This is a genomic window from Variovorax sp. TLI9-5A (genome assembly GCF_056867935.1).
On the sequence record NZ_CP200310.1, the window covers coordinates 865,964 to 884,898 of the forward strand.

The following is an 18,935-nucleotide window of genomic DNA, read 5'->3' on the forward strand; positions in this document are numbered from 1 at the left end:
CAATATCGAATCTGTGATCTCGAGACTGGACAACGCCCGAAAGTCGAATGCTCTGTACACATGAGGAAGAGGTCTTCGAGAGGGTTGCAAGTCGATTTCTCTTGAGCTCTTCCCCACCGCGGCGTGGACTTGAAGGATCGCTGGCATGGACATGTGACGTTGCTACCTCCAGCCCCTTCGTTGGCCTTCCTGCGTCCAAGTGATGGCCTGCGATGTTCAGGCCATCATTTGGAAGCCTGTAGACCTCCTCCCCGCAACCCTGGAGCAGGCCCGTAGCAAATATAGAAAGCGCCAAGAGGAGATGCACGGCCGAAAGAATGAGAACAGGCAATCGAGGCTGGCAAGTCTCTCTTCCACGCTGAAAGGACGGCCATGGGTTAACCCTCGTCGGAATTGACAGCCAACTGACAGCTATGCGCAAGTACTCTCCGCGCGCCATGTGAGTTCCTTCGCATGCAATAAATATTAGACGGAGACAGCAAATGAAGCATTCCAAAGGCGTCCTTCCTATCGCAGCATGCATCCTCTCCGCGTCCCTGCTGGGATGCGGTGGAAGTAGCGGCGGGTCCGGCGGTTTTGTGGGCTTTCCGCCCAACAGTGGTGGTGGATCGCAAGATCCAGGTGCATCCAACCCGTCGCCTCCCCCGCCCGAGGATCCTTTGAAGAACGCGCCCGAGTTCGCGCGGATGACTTGGTTCGGGATCACGAACTGGCACTATCAGATCGGCGATAAAGGTGTGTTGCTCGATGGCGAAGTGGTCAATGGTGGAAGAGATGCCAATCCGGCTGCTGTGACGAAAGCGCTCAATGCGCTGATTGCCTCTCCCGTTCCCTCGCTGAGTAAAGACGGGGACTCCACTTCGAAGCTCTCCGTCGACGCGATCCTCTTGGGGCACATCCACCCGGACCATTCCGTGCAGCTTCCGGAGTGGGCCAAGCAAACGGGGAAGATGGTCTATGCGCCGCCCGCGGAATGTGCGACTCTGGTGAGCAAGGGCATTCCGGCGGAGCAGTGCGTGGGCCTCAAGGGAGGCGAGGTGATCAAGCTCAGCGAGTTCGCGTCCGTGCGTGCGGTTCGATGGGTGCATAGCGTGGATTGCGACGAGTACAGCAATGGCACGGGTGGTCCGGAGACGTTCGGCTTTCTTTTCACAGTCAAGACCAAGAGTGGGAAGGTCCTGAGCTGGTACACGTCTGACAGCGGCGCAGGTGGACCGGACCTCACAGCGCCTCGGAAGGTAACGACCGTTGACGCGCAAGGAGTCAGTACCACAACGACCTACGGCTCTCCACTGTCCAATCTCAAGGCTGCGATCAAGGATGCAGGTCTGGATGGTTTTGATGTCTGGCAGGGCGGTCCGGAGTCGCGGATGGTCTACCAAGCCCGCACGGTGATCCCGACTTTTGGGGTCAAGACCTTCATGCCGCATCACCTCAACTCCCGCGCTGCCAATGGGCAATCTTTTGCGCTGACTTATGGGATGCACTATGCCTATTCGGCAGATGACCAACCGAAGCTCAAGGAGTTCCTGTCGGCGTTGGACGTCCCGCAGATCTATCCCACCAACTACTTCGACGCATGGGTTTACGACAAGGATGGTGTTCGCGCAATCAAAAACACGGCAATGAAAGCTGTCTATGGGTTGCCGTCCGAAGGAGCTGGTCCGGGACAGCAATACCCCAATCCCCGCGCAGGTAGCCTGGAATGTCCGGCCGACTGAGCACGTAAGCCTGGGCCTGATTGCATGCAATGAATCATGGTTTCCTACAGTGCGTCTGGCCAGAGGCTTTGCATGCACTTGGCCGGAGGCTTCCTTGCGGCCCTCTTGATTCTCCTCGCGGGCTTCGCCAATCGCATGGCTTGGGCGCACGGTGATTGGCCGCCTCTGCATGGTGGGATCATGAACACAGGAGGGGAGACCTCCTTTGAGCTTGTGCGAGCTGGCGATCGACGATACCGTGTGGGATCCTCGGTGTTGGCGAGCAACCTCGCGCATCAGGGCGGCAGCGCCACTGACGGGCGTACCACGCGCCATGCGAGCTATAGGGTCAGTCAAACCATGCGCAAGCGCATCGAGGAGCACTTCGGCTGGGGCAAGACGATCGGACACATCCGCCAGACGGTCTACCGCGGTATCAGACGGGTCGACCAGCACTTCAAGCTGACCATGACGGCCAGCAACATCGTGCGGATGGCTCGAATACTGTGCGGGGTGCCGCGAGGAGCGATGCCATGAGGTGGCAAACGGCCTGCACCTGGCTCTTGAAAGCAGCGCAGAGGCTAACCGCGAGACCCGAGTCGGCGCTCGAGGGCGCCAATCCGGGCCTGTTGGACTTGCGCCGGCCGCATCGGTCAGTTCGATCTGGCGAAATTCAACAGCCTGCTAGAGGCAAGAACGACCGGGCTGCTACGCCCGGGCCGGGGGATTCATAAGGACGCAGCGTTCCAATCGCCACGCATCGGGCGAGGCGTCCAGGAACGATCTGCGCGCGGTTGGGCTCAGCGCGCCAGGAAGTCCAGCACCATGCGGTTGAACTTGTCGGCGTGCTCCCACTGCGCCCAATGGCCGCAGCGGCTGAAGACGTGCAGGTCGGCTTTTTGCAGTCCCGTCACCAGCCGCAGGCCGATGTCCAGCGGAACGAAGCGGTCATCGCGGCCCCATACCACCAGCGTGGGGGATGCGATCTCACCAAGCCGGTGCCCCACGTCCGGGAACTGCTTCGGGTTCGCCTCGGCACTCTTCACGAAGTTCTCAAGGTGATCGCGGCGGCTGAGCATGTTGTCCAGGCGCGCCTGAAAGAGCTCTTCGGTGAGCTTGCTCGTGTCGTAGACGAACACGTTCATCATGCGCTTGAGGTTTTCGATCGTGGGGTCGCGGTAGAGGGCGCCAATCAGTTTGATGCCCTCGGTGGGCATCGGCACGAACGGGCTGAGGCCCCCGGTGCCGCCCCCCATCAGCACCAGTTTTCCCACGCGCTCGGGGTTGGCCAGCGCAAAGGCCACCGCGCTGTGCCCGCCCATCGAGTTGCCAACGATGTGCACCTTGTCAAGGCCAATGGCGTCGATCAGGCCCTTGAGCGCCCCTGCGTTGAGCTCGGAACGCGAGCCGGTGCTGACCACTGGATCGCTCTTGCTCCAGCCCGGACAGTCCATCAGAACGACGCGGTAGCCGGCGGCCACGAACGGCTCGACGTTTCGGTTGAAATTGGCCCAGCCGCTTGCGCCGGGGCCCGAGCCGTGGAGCATCACCACAGTCTCGGCGCCGCTACCGGCGTCGTTGTAGTGCAGTTGTAGTTCGAGGTCGCCTTCCTTGATGCGGACAAAGCGACTTGTGTCAGATTCGGTGATGAGGGCGTTGCTGGTTGACATGATTTGATCTTGGATGTGTTGACTTGAGTGAAAGGACCTCAGGCGGCTTCGCTCATGGCGTGCGGCAGGTGAACGCGCTCGTGTTCGAGGTCCTTCAACAGGTCGAGAGCCACGTCTACGATCATGTCCTCCTGCCCACCGACCATGCGGCGTTTACCCAGTTCGACCAGGATGTCCACGGTCTTCAGACCGTACTTGCTTGCGGCCGCTTCCGAGTGGCGCAGGAAGCTCGAATACACGCCTGCATAGCCCAGCGCCAGGGTCTCGCGGTCCACGCGCACGGGGCGGTCTTGCAAGGGGCGGACGACGTCGTCGGCCGCGTCCATCAGCTTATAGAGGTCTGTGCCGTGGTTCCAACCGAGGCGAGCAGCCGCCGCGATGAATACCTCCAGCGGCGCGTTGCCCGCACCGGCGCCCATTCCCGCCAGGCTCGCGTCCACTCGGTCGCAGCCCTCCTCTACCGCGACGATGCTGTTGGCCACGCCCAAGCTCAGGTTGTGATGCGCGTGCATGCCCGTCTGCGTTTCCGGTCTGAGCACGTCCTTGAATGCGCGGAAACGATCCCGCACATCATTCATGCCCAGCGCACCACCGGAGTCCACGACGTAGCAACAAGTCGCACCGTAGCTCTCCATCAACTTGGCCTGTGCCGCCAGCGCATGAGGCGTGGTCATGTGGCTCATCATCAGGAAGCCCACGGCTTCCATGCCGATTTGGCGCGCGTACTCGATGTGCTGCCTGGATACGTCGGCCTCGGTGCAATGTGTAGCCACGCGAACGATTCGGGCGCCTGCTTCATAGGCCGCCTTGAGGTCGTGAACAGTTCCGATGCCAGGCAGCAGCAACGTTGCGATCCTCGCGCTCTTGACCACACTGGCGACCGCCTCGATCCATTCGACATCGGTGTGAGCGCCGAAACCGTAGTTGAAACTGCCGCCTTGCAGGCCGTCACCGTGCGCGACTTCGATGGAGTCGACTTTTGCGTCGTCGAGCGCCTTGGCGATCTGCTTGACCTGCTCCACGCTGTATTGATGGCGAATGGCGTGGCTGCCGTCACGCAGGGTGACATCCGAGATGTAGATCTTCTTTTCGGGTGGGTGGCTCATCAGTGTCTCCTTCAGACTGCCACCGCCGCGAGCATCCGCTCGGCCATGGATTCGGCGGTGCGCAAGGCTGCGCTGGTCATGATGTCGAGGTTGCCGGCGTAGGCGGGCAGGTAGTGAGCAGCGCCCTCGACCTCCAGGAAAATGGAGGTTTTCAGGCCGTGCATGCGCGCACCGACACCCGGGATTCGGATGGGGTGCTCGGCCTCGATTCGGTCGAACTGCACCTGCTGCTTGACGCGGTAGCCTTGCACATACGATTGGACTTCGGCGGCCATGCGTTCAACAGACGCCGCGATCTCATCCTCGTCGGCGAAGTCGCTCAGCGTGTAGACGGTGTCGCGCATCATCAAAGGCGGCTCCGCTGGGTTCAGCACGATGATGGCTTTGCCCTTGGCAGCGCCACCGACAACTTCGATAGCCTTCGACGTGGTCTCGGTGAACTCGTCAATGTTGGCGCGGGTGCCGGGGCCCGCGCTCTTGCTCGAGATGCTGGCGACGATTTCCCCGTAGTGAACCTTCGTCACACGGGAGACGGCGGCAACCATCGGGATGGTGGCCTGGCCGCCGCACGTGACCATGTTGACGTTGGGCGCGTCAAGGTGCGCCTGACCGTTGACCACGGGAATGCAATACGGACCAATCGCTGCGGGCGTGAGATCCACGAGGCGGATCTCTGGCTTGAGGCTGCGCAGGAAGGCATCATTTTTGATATGCGCGCCGGCCGAGGTGGCGTCGAAGACGATGTCGATGTCATCGAAAACGGGCAGGCGCGAGAGACCTTCCACGCCATCGTGGGTGGTGGCCACGCCCATGCGTGCCGCACGGGCCAACCCGTCGGATGAGGCGTCGATCCCGACCATCGCCCCCATGTCGATGTGGCGGCCATGGCGCAGGATCTTGATCATCAAGTCTGTGCCGATGTTGCCGCTGCCGATGATTGCGGCTCTCAGTTTGCGGGTCATGAATGTGTTCCGGTTGGATAAGCAACTGCCGCGGTCGAAGCGCTGGCGTCGGGTGTAGTGGAATGGCTCATACTGCGGAGAAGCGCGCGCGAACGCTGCCCACTCCTTCGATTCGTGCCTCGAAGTGGTCGCCCGGCAGTACGGGAACCATGGGCCCCAACGCCCCCGTAAGGACGAGATCCCCCGCGCGCAGCGGTTGGCCAAGCGAAGCCAACTTGCGTGCCAGCCAGACGGCGGCGTTCAGCGGATGGCCCAGACACGCCGCACCGTTTCCGCCAGACACCGTCTCCTCGCCGCGCAGCATCGTCATGCCACAGAACTTGAGGTCCAGGCCGTTGAGCTGCGTGGGCACGCCGCCCAGCGCGACCAAGCCGCTGGAGGCGTTGTCGGCGACCGTGTCGGCGAACCGGATGTTCCAGTTGGCGATGCGGCTGCCGACGATCTCGATGGCCGGTAGGACATAGGCCGTGGCCCCGATGAGTTCCACCAGCGTGGTGTCGGCCGCCGGCAGGTCACGCTCGAGAACCAGCGCGACTTCGGCTTCGACCTTGGGCTGCAGCGTGCGCGAGAGAGGTATTTCTTCGTCGTCACCATAGAGCATGTCGGCGAACAGCGTGCCGAAGTCGGGCTGATCGACGCCAAGCTGGCGCTGCACGGCAGGCGATGTCAGACCGATCTTGCGGCCGACCACCCGTCGGCCCCGAGCCAAGGCATGCGCCACGTTGGCCTGCTGAATGGCGTAGGCGAGGCTGCCATCCGGATCGCTGCCTATTTCGTCGCGCAAAGGGGCAATCGGCTCTCGTTGAGACTCGGCCATGCGCAAGCGCTCGGCCCACTGTTCGATGCGGGGGTCCATTTGGATTTCCTGTTCAGTTGGGTTGCTTCAGCAACATGACGCCGAAGCCGGCGATGTATTCCGGAATGGCCTGGTAGTGGCGCAAGGCGCAGGTCAGCGGGCGGTCCACGGTGAGGGCGCTGCGCGCCACGAGCCAGGTCTTGGACTCGTGCGCCGACAGGCCGCCCTCTTTTTCGATGCTGTCCTCGCTCATCGCGCACAGCGCATCGAGGCCCGCCGTGCCATCGACCAGACCATCCATCCACCGGCGATCCCAGTCCGGGTTGATCGGCTTCATGGCGCTGTCGCCGGCTGCCAGCGCCAGGCCAGCGGCCATGACGCGCTTGGTCTTGGCCTCGCGCTCCTCTGGCGTTGGCTCGCGCTTGTGCGTAATGCGTTCGCGAACGGCCGGGTCCGGATGCGAGAGCGTGGGGACCGGCGGCTCGTGCGAGAGGCCGCCGGAGCCAATCAGAAGGGTGCGCCGCGGTTCGTTGTCGAGAAAGCGGCCGATGGCTTGGCCCAGCGCTCGACAGCGGCGCAGTCGCGGAATGCCCGGCTTGGCCACGGCGTTGAGGAAGATCGGCAGCACCGGTGGCGTATCCAAGCCGCCCCACAGAAGCTGCAGTGACTGTGCAAAGCCATGATCGACCTGCATGCTGCGTGATACGGCGAGGTCGAAGTCCTCGTCCATCAAGCGCGTGGCCAGTGCCACAGCCGCCTCGGCATCCACATTGAGGTCTCCAGCCGGCGTCAGATAGTCACCCACCGAGCACGCCTGCGTGCCGACGCAAAACGGCGGCATGAGCTCATTGAAGAAGCCGTTGTAGTGATCCGGCGCCACGAGCACGACGAGCTCCGGCGCGAATGCCAAAACCTGATCGCGCGCGCTGGCAATGGCGGTCTTCAGCGCCTGGTCGACCGCTGGCGCGACAGGGTTGAGCCCCATGAGCGGTGAATGCGAGATGCCCAGGAAAGTGCGTTCCATCACGCTGCCTCCAACACCTGCGACTTCTGGTCCAGCAGCGAAGCCAGGGCTTGCTCAAGTTCCTCCCGGGCTTGCGTGGAATCGGCCACACCAACATGCCGGCGCCATGCCACGACACCATCGGGTCGCACCAGCAGGGCACCCGCTTCATCGATTTCACGCACCGCATGCCAACTGCAGTAGACGTCCTGGGCAGCCGGCCTTCCGATCACGACAGTGCGGAGGAACGGCAGGTCCATCTCCTTCGCGGCATCCTCCCAGGCTTGGCCAGCGATCCCGGTTACCACGGAGACCTTGCCCTTGCCCACCAGATCGAGCGTGGACACGCGACGGCCGTCCTTGCCCACCAGCCAGACGTGCGGCAGCTTGGCACCGGGGCGCGTCGTCGGTTGGACGTGAAGCACCGGGTCGCGCTTCCAGACCTCCTCGGTGCTGTCGGCCTCCGGAATGACGGCCTCGGACACGCAGCGCTGGTTGAGTTCGACACCCTGGGCATTGAACTCGCGGTTCTTCAACTTCAATGCCTCGGCCAACGCGGCACGCCGGGCGGCGCCTGCCGGTCCTGGGTCAGTGAGTTCGGCGAGTCCCGCCGCGAGGGGATCCGGAGCATCCGAGTTGCGGAAGGCGCGGTTGAGCGGGGCATAGTCCAGCCGCGACTGATTGGCGCGCTTCACAATCTGCGCGCCCACTGGCGCGCGCTCCAGCGTGTACGAGTCCAGCAGATGCTCGCCGGCGTGCCCTTTCACCACGAACGCCAGCTTCCACGCGAGGTTGAAGGCGTCCTGCATGCACGTGTTCGAGCCCAAGCCGCTCGATGGCGGGTGGCGATGTACTGCGTCGCCGCCGCAGAAGACTCGACCAGACGAATAGACCGGCGCATGCGCCTGATTGACATACCAGACAGACGTGCTGTCGATCTTGATCTCCAGATCAGGGTCTCCCACGAGGACGCGCACCTTCCGCTTGACTTCCTCCGGCGAGAAATCGGGCTCGCCCTTCGACATGTCGAAACCCCAGCCTGCGATCCACTGGTTCCACGGTTCGATGGCACGCAACAGCCCCATGCCGATCTCGCCGAACGAAGTGTCGGAAGTCACCATCCAATACAGGATGCTCGGTCGATGGGCGACGTAGCGCGTGAGGTCGGCGGTGAACAGGACATAGGCTGTCGCAGCGCGCGCCAGTTGACCCTCCACCTTCAGGCCCGCATCGTCCATGACTTTGGATTCTGGCGCCGTCCGCGCCCACCAGATAGCGCGCCCTCAACTGGTACTCGCGATCACTGAGAAGGTCGCGCAACATGATGGTGACGCCGGTGGCATCCTGTTCGTGCCCCAGGTATTCGGTGTTGAAGGAAAAGACCGCGCCGCGCTCCGCGGCTTTCTTCACCAGCAGTGGCTCCATCTTGTCCTGAGGAAGATCCATCATCGGGCAGGGGCTGCCCTGCAGGTAGTCTCCGATGCGTTCGTCGCCGGTTCCCCAGGTGCGCAGCCGAGCAATCTCAGGCCCGGCGAGACTGGTGGTGAAGAGCGTGTCGCCCATCCATTCCCAGGGGGTGGCATCGCGCCGCGCTTCCTGCTCAACTCCCAGATCGCGTAGCACTTCCATTGCGCGCTGGTTGGTGATGTGCGCACGCGGAGTGTTAGCCGTCCAGTTGTAGCGGTTGACGACGTGCACGCGCACGCCATATGTTGCCAGTGCAAGCGCGGTCGTCGCTCCCATCGGGCCCGTGCCTACCACCAGCACATCGGTTTGAAACTCTTCCGGTCGTTTCATGATTTGCTTCCTGCTCGGTCATTTGACGGTCGCTTGGATGACCGCGCCATAGGTCTCGATGTCGCGACGCACGCGCGCTGTCAGTTCGGCAGGGTCCGCGGGATAGGGATCGCCCGAGATGGCAAGCTTTTCCTTCATGGCCGGCTGCTTGAGCGCCGCGTTGAACTCGCGGCCCAATTTGTCGACGATGGCCTGCGGCGTCCCGGCGGGAGCAACAAAGAAGAGGTAGTTGGAGATCACCAAACCCGGGTATCCGCTCTCCGCCAAGGTCGGAACGTCGGGCAGCAGCGGATGCCGCTGCGCGCCAAGCGTGGCGATCGGCACCAATTTGCCAGCCTTGATGTACTGCTGCGCGTAGTGCACCGGCATGACCATCGTGTCGATCTGTCCCGCGAGGAGGTCTGTGGCCGCCGGTGCCAGGCCCTTGTAGGGAACGTCCACAAAGTCAGCCTTGGTCAGGCTGTGCAACTGATGCATGTGGATGAACCACGGGCTCCCCGTTCCCATGGTGCCGAAGTTCAGGCCCGAGCTCTTGTTGTCCTTGGACAGTTGGACCAGGTCCTTGACAGTGCGCGCCGGTACTTTGGAGTTCACCACGAGCACCAGCGGCACGCTGATCATTCCTGACACGGGAACGAAGTCCCTGATCGCGTCGTATGGCACCTTGGCGCCGAGAACGTCGGCTGCCTTGGGGAGTTTCGCCATCGCATGATTGATCGCGTGCGAGTCGGAAACTACGCCGATGGTGTAGCCGTCCGCCGGCGCCCGTGCCACGACTTCGGTGCCGATGATCGAGGACGCGCCGGGGCGGTTGTCGATGATGATCGTCTTCTTCAGATTGGCAGACGCCGCCTCCGCGACTGCACGCGCGGCCGAGTCTGCATTGCCGCCTGCCGGATACGGCACGATGATCTTGATGGGCTGCTTGGCGGGCCACTCCTGTGCCCAGGATGGGCTGGCGGCGAAGCCCAGTGCGGCAATGGCGCACAGGGCGCGGCGAGTGATGGTCATCATGTCTCCTGAACGGGGCTGGTGAGATTGCGTTGGTCGCATTCCTTGCGAACGGTTGGCAGTGTCCGAGCCGGGTTCCAAGCCGTATAGTCCGTGCACACAGTGCACCGAAAAGAGTTCCGCGCATGCCCACGTCCACCGCATACGGCGACCCATCTCTCTATCGGGAAGTGCGCGGACTAAGCCGCGGACTGGCGGTGCTGCGTGCCTTGAACGCGATGCCGGGTGGCATCGGCGGAGTGGTCGAGCTGGCTCGCATCACCGGGCTTCACCGCACGACCGTGAAGCGCCTGCTCGAGACGCTGAAAACCGAAGGGTTGGTACACCACAAGGACGACGGGTTGTCCTATGCCTTGGGCTTTGAAGTCAGGCGCCTGTCTGAGGGATACGTCGGCGCCGACTGGATAGACCGGGTGGCGGCGCCGGCCATGCGTGCGCACCTGCGGGCGCTTTCGTGGCCGAGCGATCTGGCCACGCCCGACGGGGGCTTCATGATCGTGCGCGAATCCACCCACCGCGTGAGCATGCTGTCGCAGCACCGCGCGACGATCGGCATTCGCATCCCCATGCTGGTTTCCTCGCTCGGCCGGGCTTGGCTGGCCTGGTGCGCCGACGAAGAGCGGGAGGCCACGTTGTCTCTGCTCCAGGAGCGCGCCGACGCCATCGGAGAAATGGCACGCGACACGGCGTATGTGAAACGCGTGCTGCGGGAAACTCGCAGACGCGGGTATGCAATGAACAGGGGCGAATGGCTGACAGAGGCCAGCGTGACGGCGGTGGGCTTTCCCATCCGGATCGGGGAGCATGCAATCGGGGCGATCAATCTGGTCCTGCAGAACAATGCCGTGACCGATCGGGAGATCGCTACACGCTACGTGCCTCTGTTGCGAAGCTTGGCCGACGAAATTTCCGAAGGCGTCGCGAGTTCGCCGCGCGGCTGACGCGGCGAATGCGAATTAAGGGTAAACCCTCGCTTCAGACGTAATCGATGTGAGAACGGCCGCCATGGCGGTCACCCGCGCCAGTAGACGTGCAATCGCCCAGATAGCCGAGAGCCCGCCGCTCGGCGTATCTCTGCTCGCGGTCCATTCAAGAAGCGGGACCGGTGACGTCCGCTGCAAGGAAGTCCATGAAACTTCGCAACGCGGCGCTATTGAACTGGCGTTGCGCATACACCGCGAACACCCATAAGTCTCGTGGCATGTGACTGCTCAGGACCTGCACCGACTGAACAGAGGCGTTTGCCAGGTGCGACTGATGTGCCCACGCAATCGACGAAAAAGCGCGAAGACGGGAAGCATGCACAGGTCTTCGCTCAAGCGGTTGTACGAGGTGGGCGTGTCGCTGGATAGATTCGATATTGCGTAGCGCAGCGACTGGATGAATGTTCCTCGCGAGGCCGAGCCCGCAGCTTGAGGTGCGGTGCGCGATCCATCCTTGAAATAGCGGCCTGCTACCTTCGCTATCGCGCGGTGGCCCTGCCATCGACGGGAACGCCTGGGAGACATTCGGCCTTTGGGGCCGAATGCAAGTGCGTTGCCGCGTTCGATCATTGCCTATGTTTTTCAGCGATGGGCAGCCCGGTCGTGGTGCCTTCCGGTGCCGGAACGAAATCGCCGGCATCCACATCGATGGCTTGTGCGGCCATTGGCACCAGGGCGGACATCAGCAGGCTGGCCAAGGCCGGCGCCTTCTTCTTGGGGTCACCGCGGTTGATTTTCGGGGGCATCATGGCCGGCCTCACCCGCGTGCCTCGGCCGAAGCCATCGCGTCGTAGTCCGGCGAGCGCAGCAGCGCATGGAGCTGGCGACGGCGCACGCCCATGTTGCCGCCGTCGTACAGGGGAAAGCACAGCGCATCCTGCATCAGGCCGGCCAGCGGGTACATGTCGGTATAGGCATCGACGCCGACCACGCGCATGGTGTCGTAGACCGCCTGCACGCACAGTTCCGAACAGTGGACCTTGGTGATGATGGCCAGCTCGCGACTGCGTCCTTCAGTGAGGTCGAGCTGGTGGCAGGCCTTCCAGGTGAGGTAGCGCGCGGCCTCGATGCGCATCTTGATGTCGGCCAGCATGAAGCCGACGTTCTGGTGCTCGATCACCGGCACCGTGCCCGAGCGCTTGTCGGTCCGTGCGAACTTCAACGCGACGTCGAAGGCCGCGCGCATCACGCCCACGCATGCCGCACCGATGAGGGCTGCGGTCCAGGCGAAGGCGCCCTCCACCATGGCGATGCCGTCGCCCGGCTTGCCCACGATGTTGGCGGCTGGTACACGGACGTTGTTGAAGTGGATGCGTGGCGAGATCGTCGCGCGGTGGCCTACGGTGTCCAGAATGCCCGCGATCTCGATGCCTGGCGTACCGCCGGGCACCATGATGATCGCCAGCGATTCCTGCGGCGGCAGCGCCGGATCGGTGCGGCAGATGACGCTGTACAGGTGCGCGCCCTTGCCGTCCCAGCCGGTGCCGTTGGTGGTGTAGTGCTTGGCGCCGTTGATGACCCATTCGTCACCTTCGCGGCGGGCAAAGGTCTGCACGCCGACGGACGGGTCGGGGTTGTCGTAGTTGGCACCGCCGGTGACTTCGGTGAACGCCAGGGCGGCCAAGCGCGAGCCGTCCTCGACGAAGTCCGGCAGGAAGCGCTGCCTCTGCGCCTCGGTGCCGTGGTGCAGCACCGCGTGCAGTCCCAGGCCGGTGCCCAGCAGGGCGGTCGGCACGTTGACGTCGGCCGCGGCGAGCTCTTCGGCCGCCAATGCGAAATCCAGCGTGCTGAGTGCCGTACCGCCGACCGAGGCGGGCAGCAGCGCCTTGATGAAGCCGGCCTCGGCCATCGCGTTGTAGAACGGGCGGGTGGCGTAGAACCGGTCCTCCGGCCGTGCGATTGCGGCAATGCTGGGTGCGACCTTGCGCAGGACCTCGGCGCCGAACGCACGCGCGCCTGTCTGCAGCGCCTGCTGCGCTTCGGAAAGCTGGAAATCGATAGCCATGGAGAACGACCTTTCTTGCGGAGTGGAGGGAATCGACGAGAAATCGTAGGCAGCGGGTCTGCCGTGGTCTCGCCGGTCCGTGCACTTGCAATTGACGATCTGCGCAAGTGGGCAATGCGGTTCTCGCAGGGTGGGTGCATCTCGTTTGAACGCTCGCCGCCCGCAGTCGACCCGTGTTCTGGCGCGGACCTTGCATCGTTTCGCTTCGCAGGCGCACAGGCTCGGCCCGTCAAGCGATGAGTTGTCTTTTCGTGCAAGCCATCTGACGATCTGTGCAAGCGAGACACACATGAGAGGCTTGAACAGCATGCAATGCCCCAATATCGATCGGCGGTGCCCGTGCGCGCCGGTGGTCGTGCGCGCGACTGCGGAGTAACCCGAATGCCCGTCTGGACCACCGAAGCATGTGCGCGGCACGAACGATTCAGCTATTGGCGCGAGGTCCTCTGCGAGGCCTTCGTCTCGCTCAATCCGGTCCTCAAGCAACGGGACCCGGGGCCGGACTTCATGGGTGAGGCGAGTTCCCGCGCGCTGTCCCTGAGCATGCAGACGCGTGTGTTCTCGCGTACCCAGTTCGTCGAGCGACGCTGGGACGAAATTCGCCGAAATCCGGTCGAGTTCTGCTTCGCGAACTTTCAGCTCGAAGGCTCGTGCGTCGTGCGCCAGGATGGCCAGGAGACGCTGGTCTCACCCGGCGACTTCTCCGTCGTGGACAGCACGCGCCCCTACTTCCTCGACTTCCGGGAGGACTGGCGGGTGCTGTCGTTCCGTATCCCGAGGGATCAGCTGATGTCCCGGCTGGCGGCACCGCGCCAGGCCACGGCACGCTGCGTCAGCGGGCAGAACGGGCTGGGTCTGGTTGCGGCCCGCTTCGCCCGCTCGCTGGAGCAGGTGGACGCCGGTACCAGCATCGTCGCGCAGGATGGGCTCAGCGCTGCGCTCAACGGGATCATCACCACCGCGCTGGGAGCGACGCTCGAGGCGCAGGAGCAGGACCGGCTGCCTGTGCGGGCCGCCTTCCGCCAAGCGGTCGAGACGTACATCGCCGACCACCTGATGGAGCCACAACTCGGACCGGACCTCCTTGCGGGGCGCTTCAGGGTCTCTCGCCGTACGCTCTACGGCCTGTTCGAGGAGGCGCCGCTGTCCGTCAGCGGCCTGATCCGCGAACTGCGCCTGCAACGCAGCGCGCACGACCTGCGCAGCCCGGGCCATCGGGGCATTCTTGCCGTGGCGCTGCGCTGGGGGTTCAACGATGCCTCGCACTTCTCCCGGCTGTTCAAGCAGCGCTTCGGGATCTCCCCGCGTGGGTTCGCAGCTGGCGAGATGTCCACGGGGGAAGCAACGGTCGGCCTCCGCAAGGCCCGTGGCTCGAATCATCGCCCGGCAGACGGGAAACTAAGAGCGGCTAACAAAAGCATGTCATCGTCAAACACCTGATCGGCGTTTGACGTGGCCTTGGACTGGGCTGCCGCATTCTGCTCTGCCGTCGGAGTGATGACCTTGGCGGGCTCTGGCTCCTCTTCTGCTGGCTCTGGGAGCAGCAGGCCGTCGGAAGCTGCCGCCGTTGGAGTGGCGGTGAGAACGCATGCCCGCCAGAAGACGTGGGCGGTTCACTGGGCTACGAGGAGTTCCTCGAAGCGCTGGTCGATCCTCGGCATCCCGAGCACGTCGAGATGAAGGAATGGATCGGTCGTCCCTTCGATCCTCGTGTCTTCGACATCGACCAGGTCAATGCCCGATTAAACGCCCGCGAGTGAAGGCGTCAATAGCGGCCACCGTCGGACTATTACTCATGAGATGCATCTCTGGTCCATCCGGCAATCGGTGTTCCGTCAGGGCAACAGCTCCTCGGAGTCGAACCATTCAGCCGATAGCTCGGCCTTGCACTCCCGCAAAATCGAATGCAGGTAGCCAGAGGCTGACGCTCGTCCCGCGTCCCGGCGCCGAATCAACACGCAGCCAGCCCCCGGATTGGGCGGCAAAATCGTTAAGCTTCGATAGTCCCCCGCTTGGGACCGGGGCCCTGCCGCTTGTCTTGGGGAATTGCGCACCATCCACGTGCAACTCGCAGGGAAAGGCTATTTCGCCTGCCCTCGTCATCGCCTCGAGCATGAGGAAGTGCCCGTTTTCCCCGTCAGCCGGCGCTACCACCCGAAACACCATGCGGCCGATGGGCGGCGCATCTGCGCGCGCTTGCAGTACCAGCCGCAACAACGCCTCCTCGAGTGCGTCGGGGTCGACCCACCAGGGCGGACATTGCGAATCGACATGCAAGACCACCGCCAGCCGACGATCAAAGGCATGCCAGAGCAGATCGGCAAACGAGCAGAGGAAAGGCAACACCTCTACGCGCACGGGCACAAGCACCGGTAGACCTGCCTTCGCATCGGCCAGCGCCAAGCGCAACAACGCATCGGAGACAGTTTCGTACATGGAGAACCACTTCGGGAAAGCTCTGCAAGAGCCTTCGTCAGACCACCACCCGCTGACGCTTAGCGGACTGATGAGTTGCTGTTGCGAATGTTGCTTCGTCTGCGGGAAGAAAACATGGGGCGTCGCCGGACGGGTTGTGTAAGGAAATCCGGGCGCCTCACAACATCTCGCCTGGACTTGCGCTGCATCAATAGCCGCGCGTTCATCGGCACTCAGCAGCAATTCTGCGAATGGTAGTGCTGTGGGTGCTGTGCTACATGCGTCCCGTCAGCAGCAGAACGATCACCACCAGCACGATGATGCCGAGAATGCCGCTCGGACCGTAGCCCCAGCTGCGACTGTGCGGCCACGACGGAAATGCCCCAATCAGAACCAGGATCAGGATGATCAAAAGAATGGTGCCTAAACTCACGAAAAGCTCCTTGGTTTCTGCACTGCCCCAGGTTATCAAGGCGGCCTATTCCGGTCTGTTCCATACCGCACATACGTCATCGAAGCCGTAGCAAGGTCGCCAGCATTGCCACCACGGCAATCCCCATCATTGCCGTAGCCAGCCAACCCAGGAGCGTCAGCTTCTTCGAGATGGTGAATTGCCCCATGACCTCGGTCCGCGTGGCCATCAGCATGATCACGACCATGATCGGCACGGAGACGACGCCATTGATGACTGCGCTCCAGTACAGCGCCTTGATGGGGTCGATCGCGGTAAAGCCCAGAGCCACCCCCAGCAGCGTCGAGATGGCGATGATTCCGTAGAAGCGCTTGGCCCTCATGGGCGCGCGCTCAAGGCTGTTCTGCCATTTGAATGCGCCCGCCATGGCATAGGCGGACGACCCGGCCAAGACCGGGATCGCGAGCAGCCCGGTGCCGATGATGCCGGCGCTGAACAGCATGAACGCAAACTCGCCAGCAATCGGGCGCAGCGCCTGGGCTGCTTGTGCCGAGGTTTGGATCTCGGTGACGCCGTGCAGGTGGAGGGTGACGGCCGTGGTCAGGATGATGAAGAACGCCACCAGATTCGAGAACCCCATGCCGATGCAGGTATCGCTCCTGATGCGCCGAAGGTGTGGCTGCGCTTGCTCGGGCGCTTCGATCAGCGGTCGGGCCAGCGGGTCTGCAAGCTGGTCTTCGACCTCCTGGGACGCCTGCCAGAAGAACAGATAGGGACTGATGGTGGTGCCGAATATGGCCACCACGGTGGTGATGTAATCCGTGCTCCAGGACCCGCTGGGCACCAGCGTGCTGACAATGACCTGCCGCCAGGGGATGTGCACGACGAATGCCGTTGCCACGTACGCCAGCAACCCCAGGGTGAGCCATTTGAGAATGCGCACATAGCGGCGGTAGGGAATGAAGACCTGCAGCAGCAGCGAGACGACTCCGAAGGCCACGGCATACAGTTGCGCCGTACCGCCGACGATCAGCTTCAGCGCCTCGCCCATGGAGGAAACATCGGCGGCTATATTGATCGTGTTGGCGATCAGCAAAAGACCGACCACTGCGTACAGTAGCCACGCCGGGTAGTGGCGACGGATGTTGGTGGCCAGTCCGTGGCCGCTCACCCGCCCTATCCTCGCGCTTGCCATCTGGATGCCGACCATCAGCGGGTATGTCAGCAGTACTGTCCACAGCGTGCCGAACCCGAACTGCGCGCCTGCTTGCGAGTAGGTGGCGATGCCGCTCGGATCGTCGTCGGCCGCGCCCGTGATGAGTCCCGGGCCAAGCTTACTGAGCCAGGATTTTTCAACGCTGTGGACACGGGTTGGAGAGTCAAGCATGGCGTCGAGCTTTCCGCGTGGCTGGTCGTCTGATGGTCGGTGTCAGCGCAACGTGTCGATGTAGGCCTTCTGCTCGGCTGCATAGCAGCCACATGCGGCTACTTCCAGCCCGCGACGGTCGAGTACTTGGAGGTCGCCACGGTGGTACGCAATCAGCCCGCTGTGCTGCAAGGCGTTGGCAGCTACGGTGATGCCCACGCGTCGCACGCCGAGCATGTAGGCCAGGAATTCATGCGTCACGCGAAAGCTGTCGGCGTGGGCGCGATCCTGGCTCATCAGAAGCCACCGGGCCAGACGTGGGCCGATCTGATGGAAGCGAAGGCATCCGGCTGAAATTGTCAGTTGGGCCATCAGCACGTAGAGATAGCGGTTCAGCACGCGTTGCAGCGTCGGACTGCGCTTGAGTTCCTTTCGGAAGGCTCCAGCGTCGATGCGCCACGCCATCCCCGAGCCCTGCACCACCGCACGCAGGGGCGTCGTGCCCACGCCCAGCACCAGTTGCACGCCCAACATTCCCTCGTGCCCGACCATGCCGACTTCGAGTTCGGGACTGCCGTCAGTCAAGGTCAGCAGCGAAATGAAGCCTTCGGTGGGGAAATAGGCATAGCGCGTGCGCTCTCCGGGCGCGCAGAGCACGTCGGCCCAGATCAAGGGAGCAGGTTCGCAGAGGGCGAGGAAGCGCCGCCGGTCCCTCGCGGGAAGCCGTTGGATCAGATGGTTCTCTACGGTGGTCAATCTCGCCCTCTGCTGTGTTGGCAGTCCGAACGAGTCTGCAACGAGCGCCGGGAATTCACCGTTCGATGGCGCACACAGTGCGCCGGCGTCCGCGGACGCCGGTCATCACCGCCCGCAGCACCTACACCACGACCCTGTCCGGCAGAAGCCGGTCGTATTCCTTCTTGACCACCGCGTAGCACTCGCAGGTGCGTTGCTCCAGGCCCCGGCGATTCAGCACCGAAATGCGACCGCGGGCGTAGCGGATCAACCCGGCCCTCTGCAGCTTGAGCGCCCCCTCGGTCACGCCTTCGCGGCGTACACCGAGCATGTTGGCGATCAGTTCCTGTGTCATCACGAGCTCGCTTCCTTCCAGCCGGTCCAGGCTCAGCAGCAGCCAACGGCAGAGCTGTTGATCCAGAGAATGGTGTCGGTTGCACACCGCCGTCTGTGCCATCTGCGTGATCAGCGCCTGGGTGTAGCGCAGCAGCAGGTGGAGGATGGGAGGGCGCGTGAATTCTTCCTTGATGGCCTGTGCCCGCAGCCGGAAGCCCTGCCCCGCGCTCTGCACGACGGCGCGGCTCGGCGTGGATTCGCCACCCATGAACAGCGAGATGCCGACGATGCCCTCGTTGCCAACCACAGCGATTTCGGCCGATGCACCGTTCTCCATCACGTACAGCAACGAGACGATGGCACTGGTTGGAAAGTAGACGTGGCTCAGTGCGATGCCCGATTCGTACAGCACCTGACCCAGCGGCATTTCCACCGCTTCGAGTTGCGGCCGCCAGCGTTGCCATTCGGCCTCGGGCAGAGACGCCAGCAGTTTGTTTCTTCTCGGGTCGATCGCAACGGACATCGCGTGCTCCAAACGAGCTCTGGAGATTGTTCGGGATCCGAGTTCAGGCGCAGAGCCCACTTCAGTATAGGCAGCGGTGGCATTTCTTGTGCGCTATCGCACAAATCAGCTTCTC

At 63.2% G+C, this 18,935-nt stretch carries 18 protein-coding genes and 2 pseudogenes; 5 read left to right on the forward strand and 15 right to left on the reverse strand.

From position 1 onward, the window contains the following. Window positions 1-482 precede the first annotated feature (482 nt). Both AC1VNX_RS04240 and AC1VNX_RS04245 read left to right on the forward strand, forming a co-directional pair. The gene (locus AC1VNX_RS04240) at window positions 483-1,721 is read left to right on the forward strand and encodes an MBL fold metallo-hydrolase (protein WP_483155596.1); all 1,239 of its coding nucleotides are present in this window, start codon (window positions 483-485) and stop codon (window positions 1,719-1,721) included. Window positions 1,722-1,979: 258 nt separating this feature from the next. Continuing rightward, window positions 1,980-2,237 (forward strand): annotated as a pseudogene (locus AC1VNX_RS04245) (transposase); the annotation flags it as partial. A gap of 263 nt (window positions 2,238-2,500) precedes the next feature. On the opposite strand, the gene AC1VNX_RS04250 reads toward AC1VNX_RS04245, so the two are convergent. The 8 genes and pseudogenes from AC1VNX_RS04250 to AC1VNX_RS04285 all read right to left on the reverse strand — a co-directional run bounded on the left by AC1VNX_RS04250 (window position 2,501) and on the right by AC1VNX_RS04285 (window position 10,048). Beyond that, window positions 2,501-3,370 carry an alpha/beta fold hydrolase gene (locus tag AC1VNX_RS04250; protein ID WP_483155597.1) on the reverse strand — a complete coding sequence of 290 codons (870 nt, stop codon included), beginning with the start codon at window positions 3,368-3,370 and terminating at the stop codon, window positions 2,501-2,503. Window positions 3,371-3,408: 38 nt separating this feature from the next. Beyond that, window positions 3,409-4,476 (reverse strand): 4-hydroxy-2-oxovalerate aldolase, encoded by a 1,068-nt coding sequence (gene dmpG / locus AC1VNX_RS04255; protein ID WP_483155598.1) that lies wholly within the window; start codon window positions 4,474-4,476, stop codon window positions 3,409-3,411. Window positions 4,477-4,487: 11 nt separating this feature from the next. Next, complete coding sequence (locus AC1VNX_RS04260; protein WP_483155599.1) at window positions 4,488-5,438, reverse strand: acetaldehyde dehydrogenase (acetylating); 951 nt, start codon at window positions 5,436-5,438, stop codon at window positions 4,488-4,490. A 67-nt stretch (window positions 5,439-5,505) separates the two neighbouring features. Then, a complete protein-coding gene (gene mhpD / locus AC1VNX_RS04265) occupies window positions 5,506-6,294 on the reverse strand; it encodes a 2-keto-4-pentenoate hydratase (RefSeq protein WP_483155600.1) in 789 nt (262 codons plus the stop codon). Window positions 6,295-6,307: 13 nt separating this feature from the next. Continuing rightward, window positions 6,308-7,258, reverse strand: coding sequence for a 3-carboxyethylcatechol 2,3-dioxygenase (locus tag AC1VNX_RS04270; protein ID WP_483155601.1), 951 nt, complete (start codon window positions 7,256-7,258; stop codon window positions 6,308-6,310). After that, entirely contained in the window at window positions 7,258-8,475 is a 1,218-nt protein-coding gene (locus AC1VNX_RS04275) for an FAD-dependent monooxygenase (RefSeq protein WP_483155602.1), read from the reverse strand. Before AC1VNX_RS04275 ends, AC1VNX_RS04270 begins: the two co-directional genes overlap by 1 nt. Window positions 8,476-8,536: 61 nt before the next feature. Further along, window positions 8,537-9,034: pseudogene (locus tag AC1VNX_RS04280) on the reverse strand (FAD-dependent monooxygenase); the annotation flags it as partial. Window positions 9,035-9,052: 18 nt separating this feature from the next. Then, on the reverse strand, window positions 9,053-10,048 hold the full coding sequence (locus AC1VNX_RS04285; protein WP_483155603.1) for a Bug family tripartite tricarboxylate transporter substrate binding protein: 996 nt from the start codon (window positions 10,046-10,048) through the stop codon (window positions 9,053-9,055). A gap of 122 nt (window positions 10,049-10,170) precedes the next feature. Here AC1VNX_RS04285 and AC1VNX_RS04290 point away from each other — a divergent pair, with 122 nt between their 5' ends. Then, entirely contained in the window at window positions 10,171-10,986 is an 816-nt protein-coding gene (locus AC1VNX_RS04290) for a DNA-binding transcriptional regulator (RefSeq protein WP_483155604.1), read from the forward strand. A 608-nt stretch (window positions 10,987-11,594) separates the two neighbouring features. Here AC1VNX_RS04290 and AC1VNX_RS04295 read toward each other — a convergent pair. Together AC1VNX_RS04295 and AC1VNX_RS04300 are read right to left on the reverse strand one after the other, a co-directional pair. After that, the gene (locus AC1VNX_RS04295) at window positions 11,595-11,777 is read right to left on the reverse strand and encodes a hypothetical protein (RefSeq protein WP_483155605.1); all 183 of its coding nucleotides are present in this window, start codon (window positions 11,775-11,777) and stop codon (window positions 11,595-11,597) included. An 8-nt stretch (window positions 11,778-11,785) separates the two neighbouring features. Beyond that, entirely contained in the window at window positions 11,786-13,033 is a 1,248-nt protein-coding gene (locus AC1VNX_RS04300; protein ID WP_483155606.1) for an acyl-CoA dehydrogenase family protein, read from the reverse strand. Between the two features lie 381 nt (window positions 13,034-13,414). Between AC1VNX_RS04300 and AC1VNX_RS04305 the strand changes: the two genes are divergently transcribed. Continuing rightward, window positions 13,415-14,473 (forward strand): AraC-like ligand-binding domain-containing protein, encoded by a 1,059-nt coding sequence (locus AC1VNX_RS04305; protein WP_483155607.1) that lies wholly within the window; start codon window positions 13,415-13,417, stop codon window positions 14,471-14,473. Window positions 14,474-14,511: 38 nt separating this feature from the next. Then, the gene (locus tag AC1VNX_RS04310) at window positions 14,512-14,793 is read left to right on the forward strand and encodes an IS1096 element passenger TnpR family protein (protein ID WP_483161873.1); all 282 of its coding nucleotides are present in this window, start codon (window positions 14,512-14,514) and stop codon (window positions 14,791-14,793) included. A gap of 106 nt (window positions 14,794-14,899) precedes the next feature. On the opposite strand, the gene AC1VNX_RS04315 is transcribed toward AC1VNX_RS04310, so the two are convergent. The 5 genes from AC1VNX_RS04315 to AC1VNX_RS04335 all read right to left on the reverse strand — a co-directional run bounded on the left by AC1VNX_RS04315 (window position 14,900) and on the right by AC1VNX_RS04335 (window position 18,820). Further along, window positions 14,900-15,469, reverse strand: coding sequence for an ATP-binding protein (locus AC1VNX_RS04315; RefSeq protein WP_483155608.1), 570 nt, complete (start codon window positions 15,467-15,469; stop codon window positions 14,900-14,902). Window positions 15,470-15,722: 253 nt separating this feature from the next. Further along, the gene (locus tag AC1VNX_RS04320; protein WP_483155609.1) at window positions 15,723-15,881 is read right to left on the reverse strand and encodes a DUF3309 family protein; all 159 of its coding nucleotides are present in this window, start codon (window positions 15,879-15,881) and stop codon (window positions 15,723-15,725) included. Window positions 15,882-15,957: 76 nt separating this feature from the next. Further along, a complete protein-coding gene (locus tag AC1VNX_RS04325; protein WP_483155610.1) occupies window positions 15,958-17,247 on the reverse strand; it encodes an NRAMP family divalent metal transporter in 1,290 nt (429 codons plus the stop codon). A 42-nt stretch (window positions 17,248-17,289) separates the two neighbouring features. Continuing rightward, entirely contained in the window at window positions 17,290-17,982 is a 693-nt protein-coding gene (locus AC1VNX_RS04330) for a Crp/Fnr family transcriptional regulator (protein ID WP_483155611.1), read from the reverse strand. A 121-nt stretch (window positions 17,983-18,103) separates the two neighbouring features. Further along, complete coding sequence (locus tag AC1VNX_RS04335) at window positions 18,104-18,820, reverse strand: Crp/Fnr family transcriptional regulator (RefSeq protein WP_483155612.1); 717 nt, start codon at window positions 18,818-18,820, stop codon at window positions 18,104-18,106. Between the last annotated feature and the right edge of the window lie 115 nt (window positions 18,821-18,935).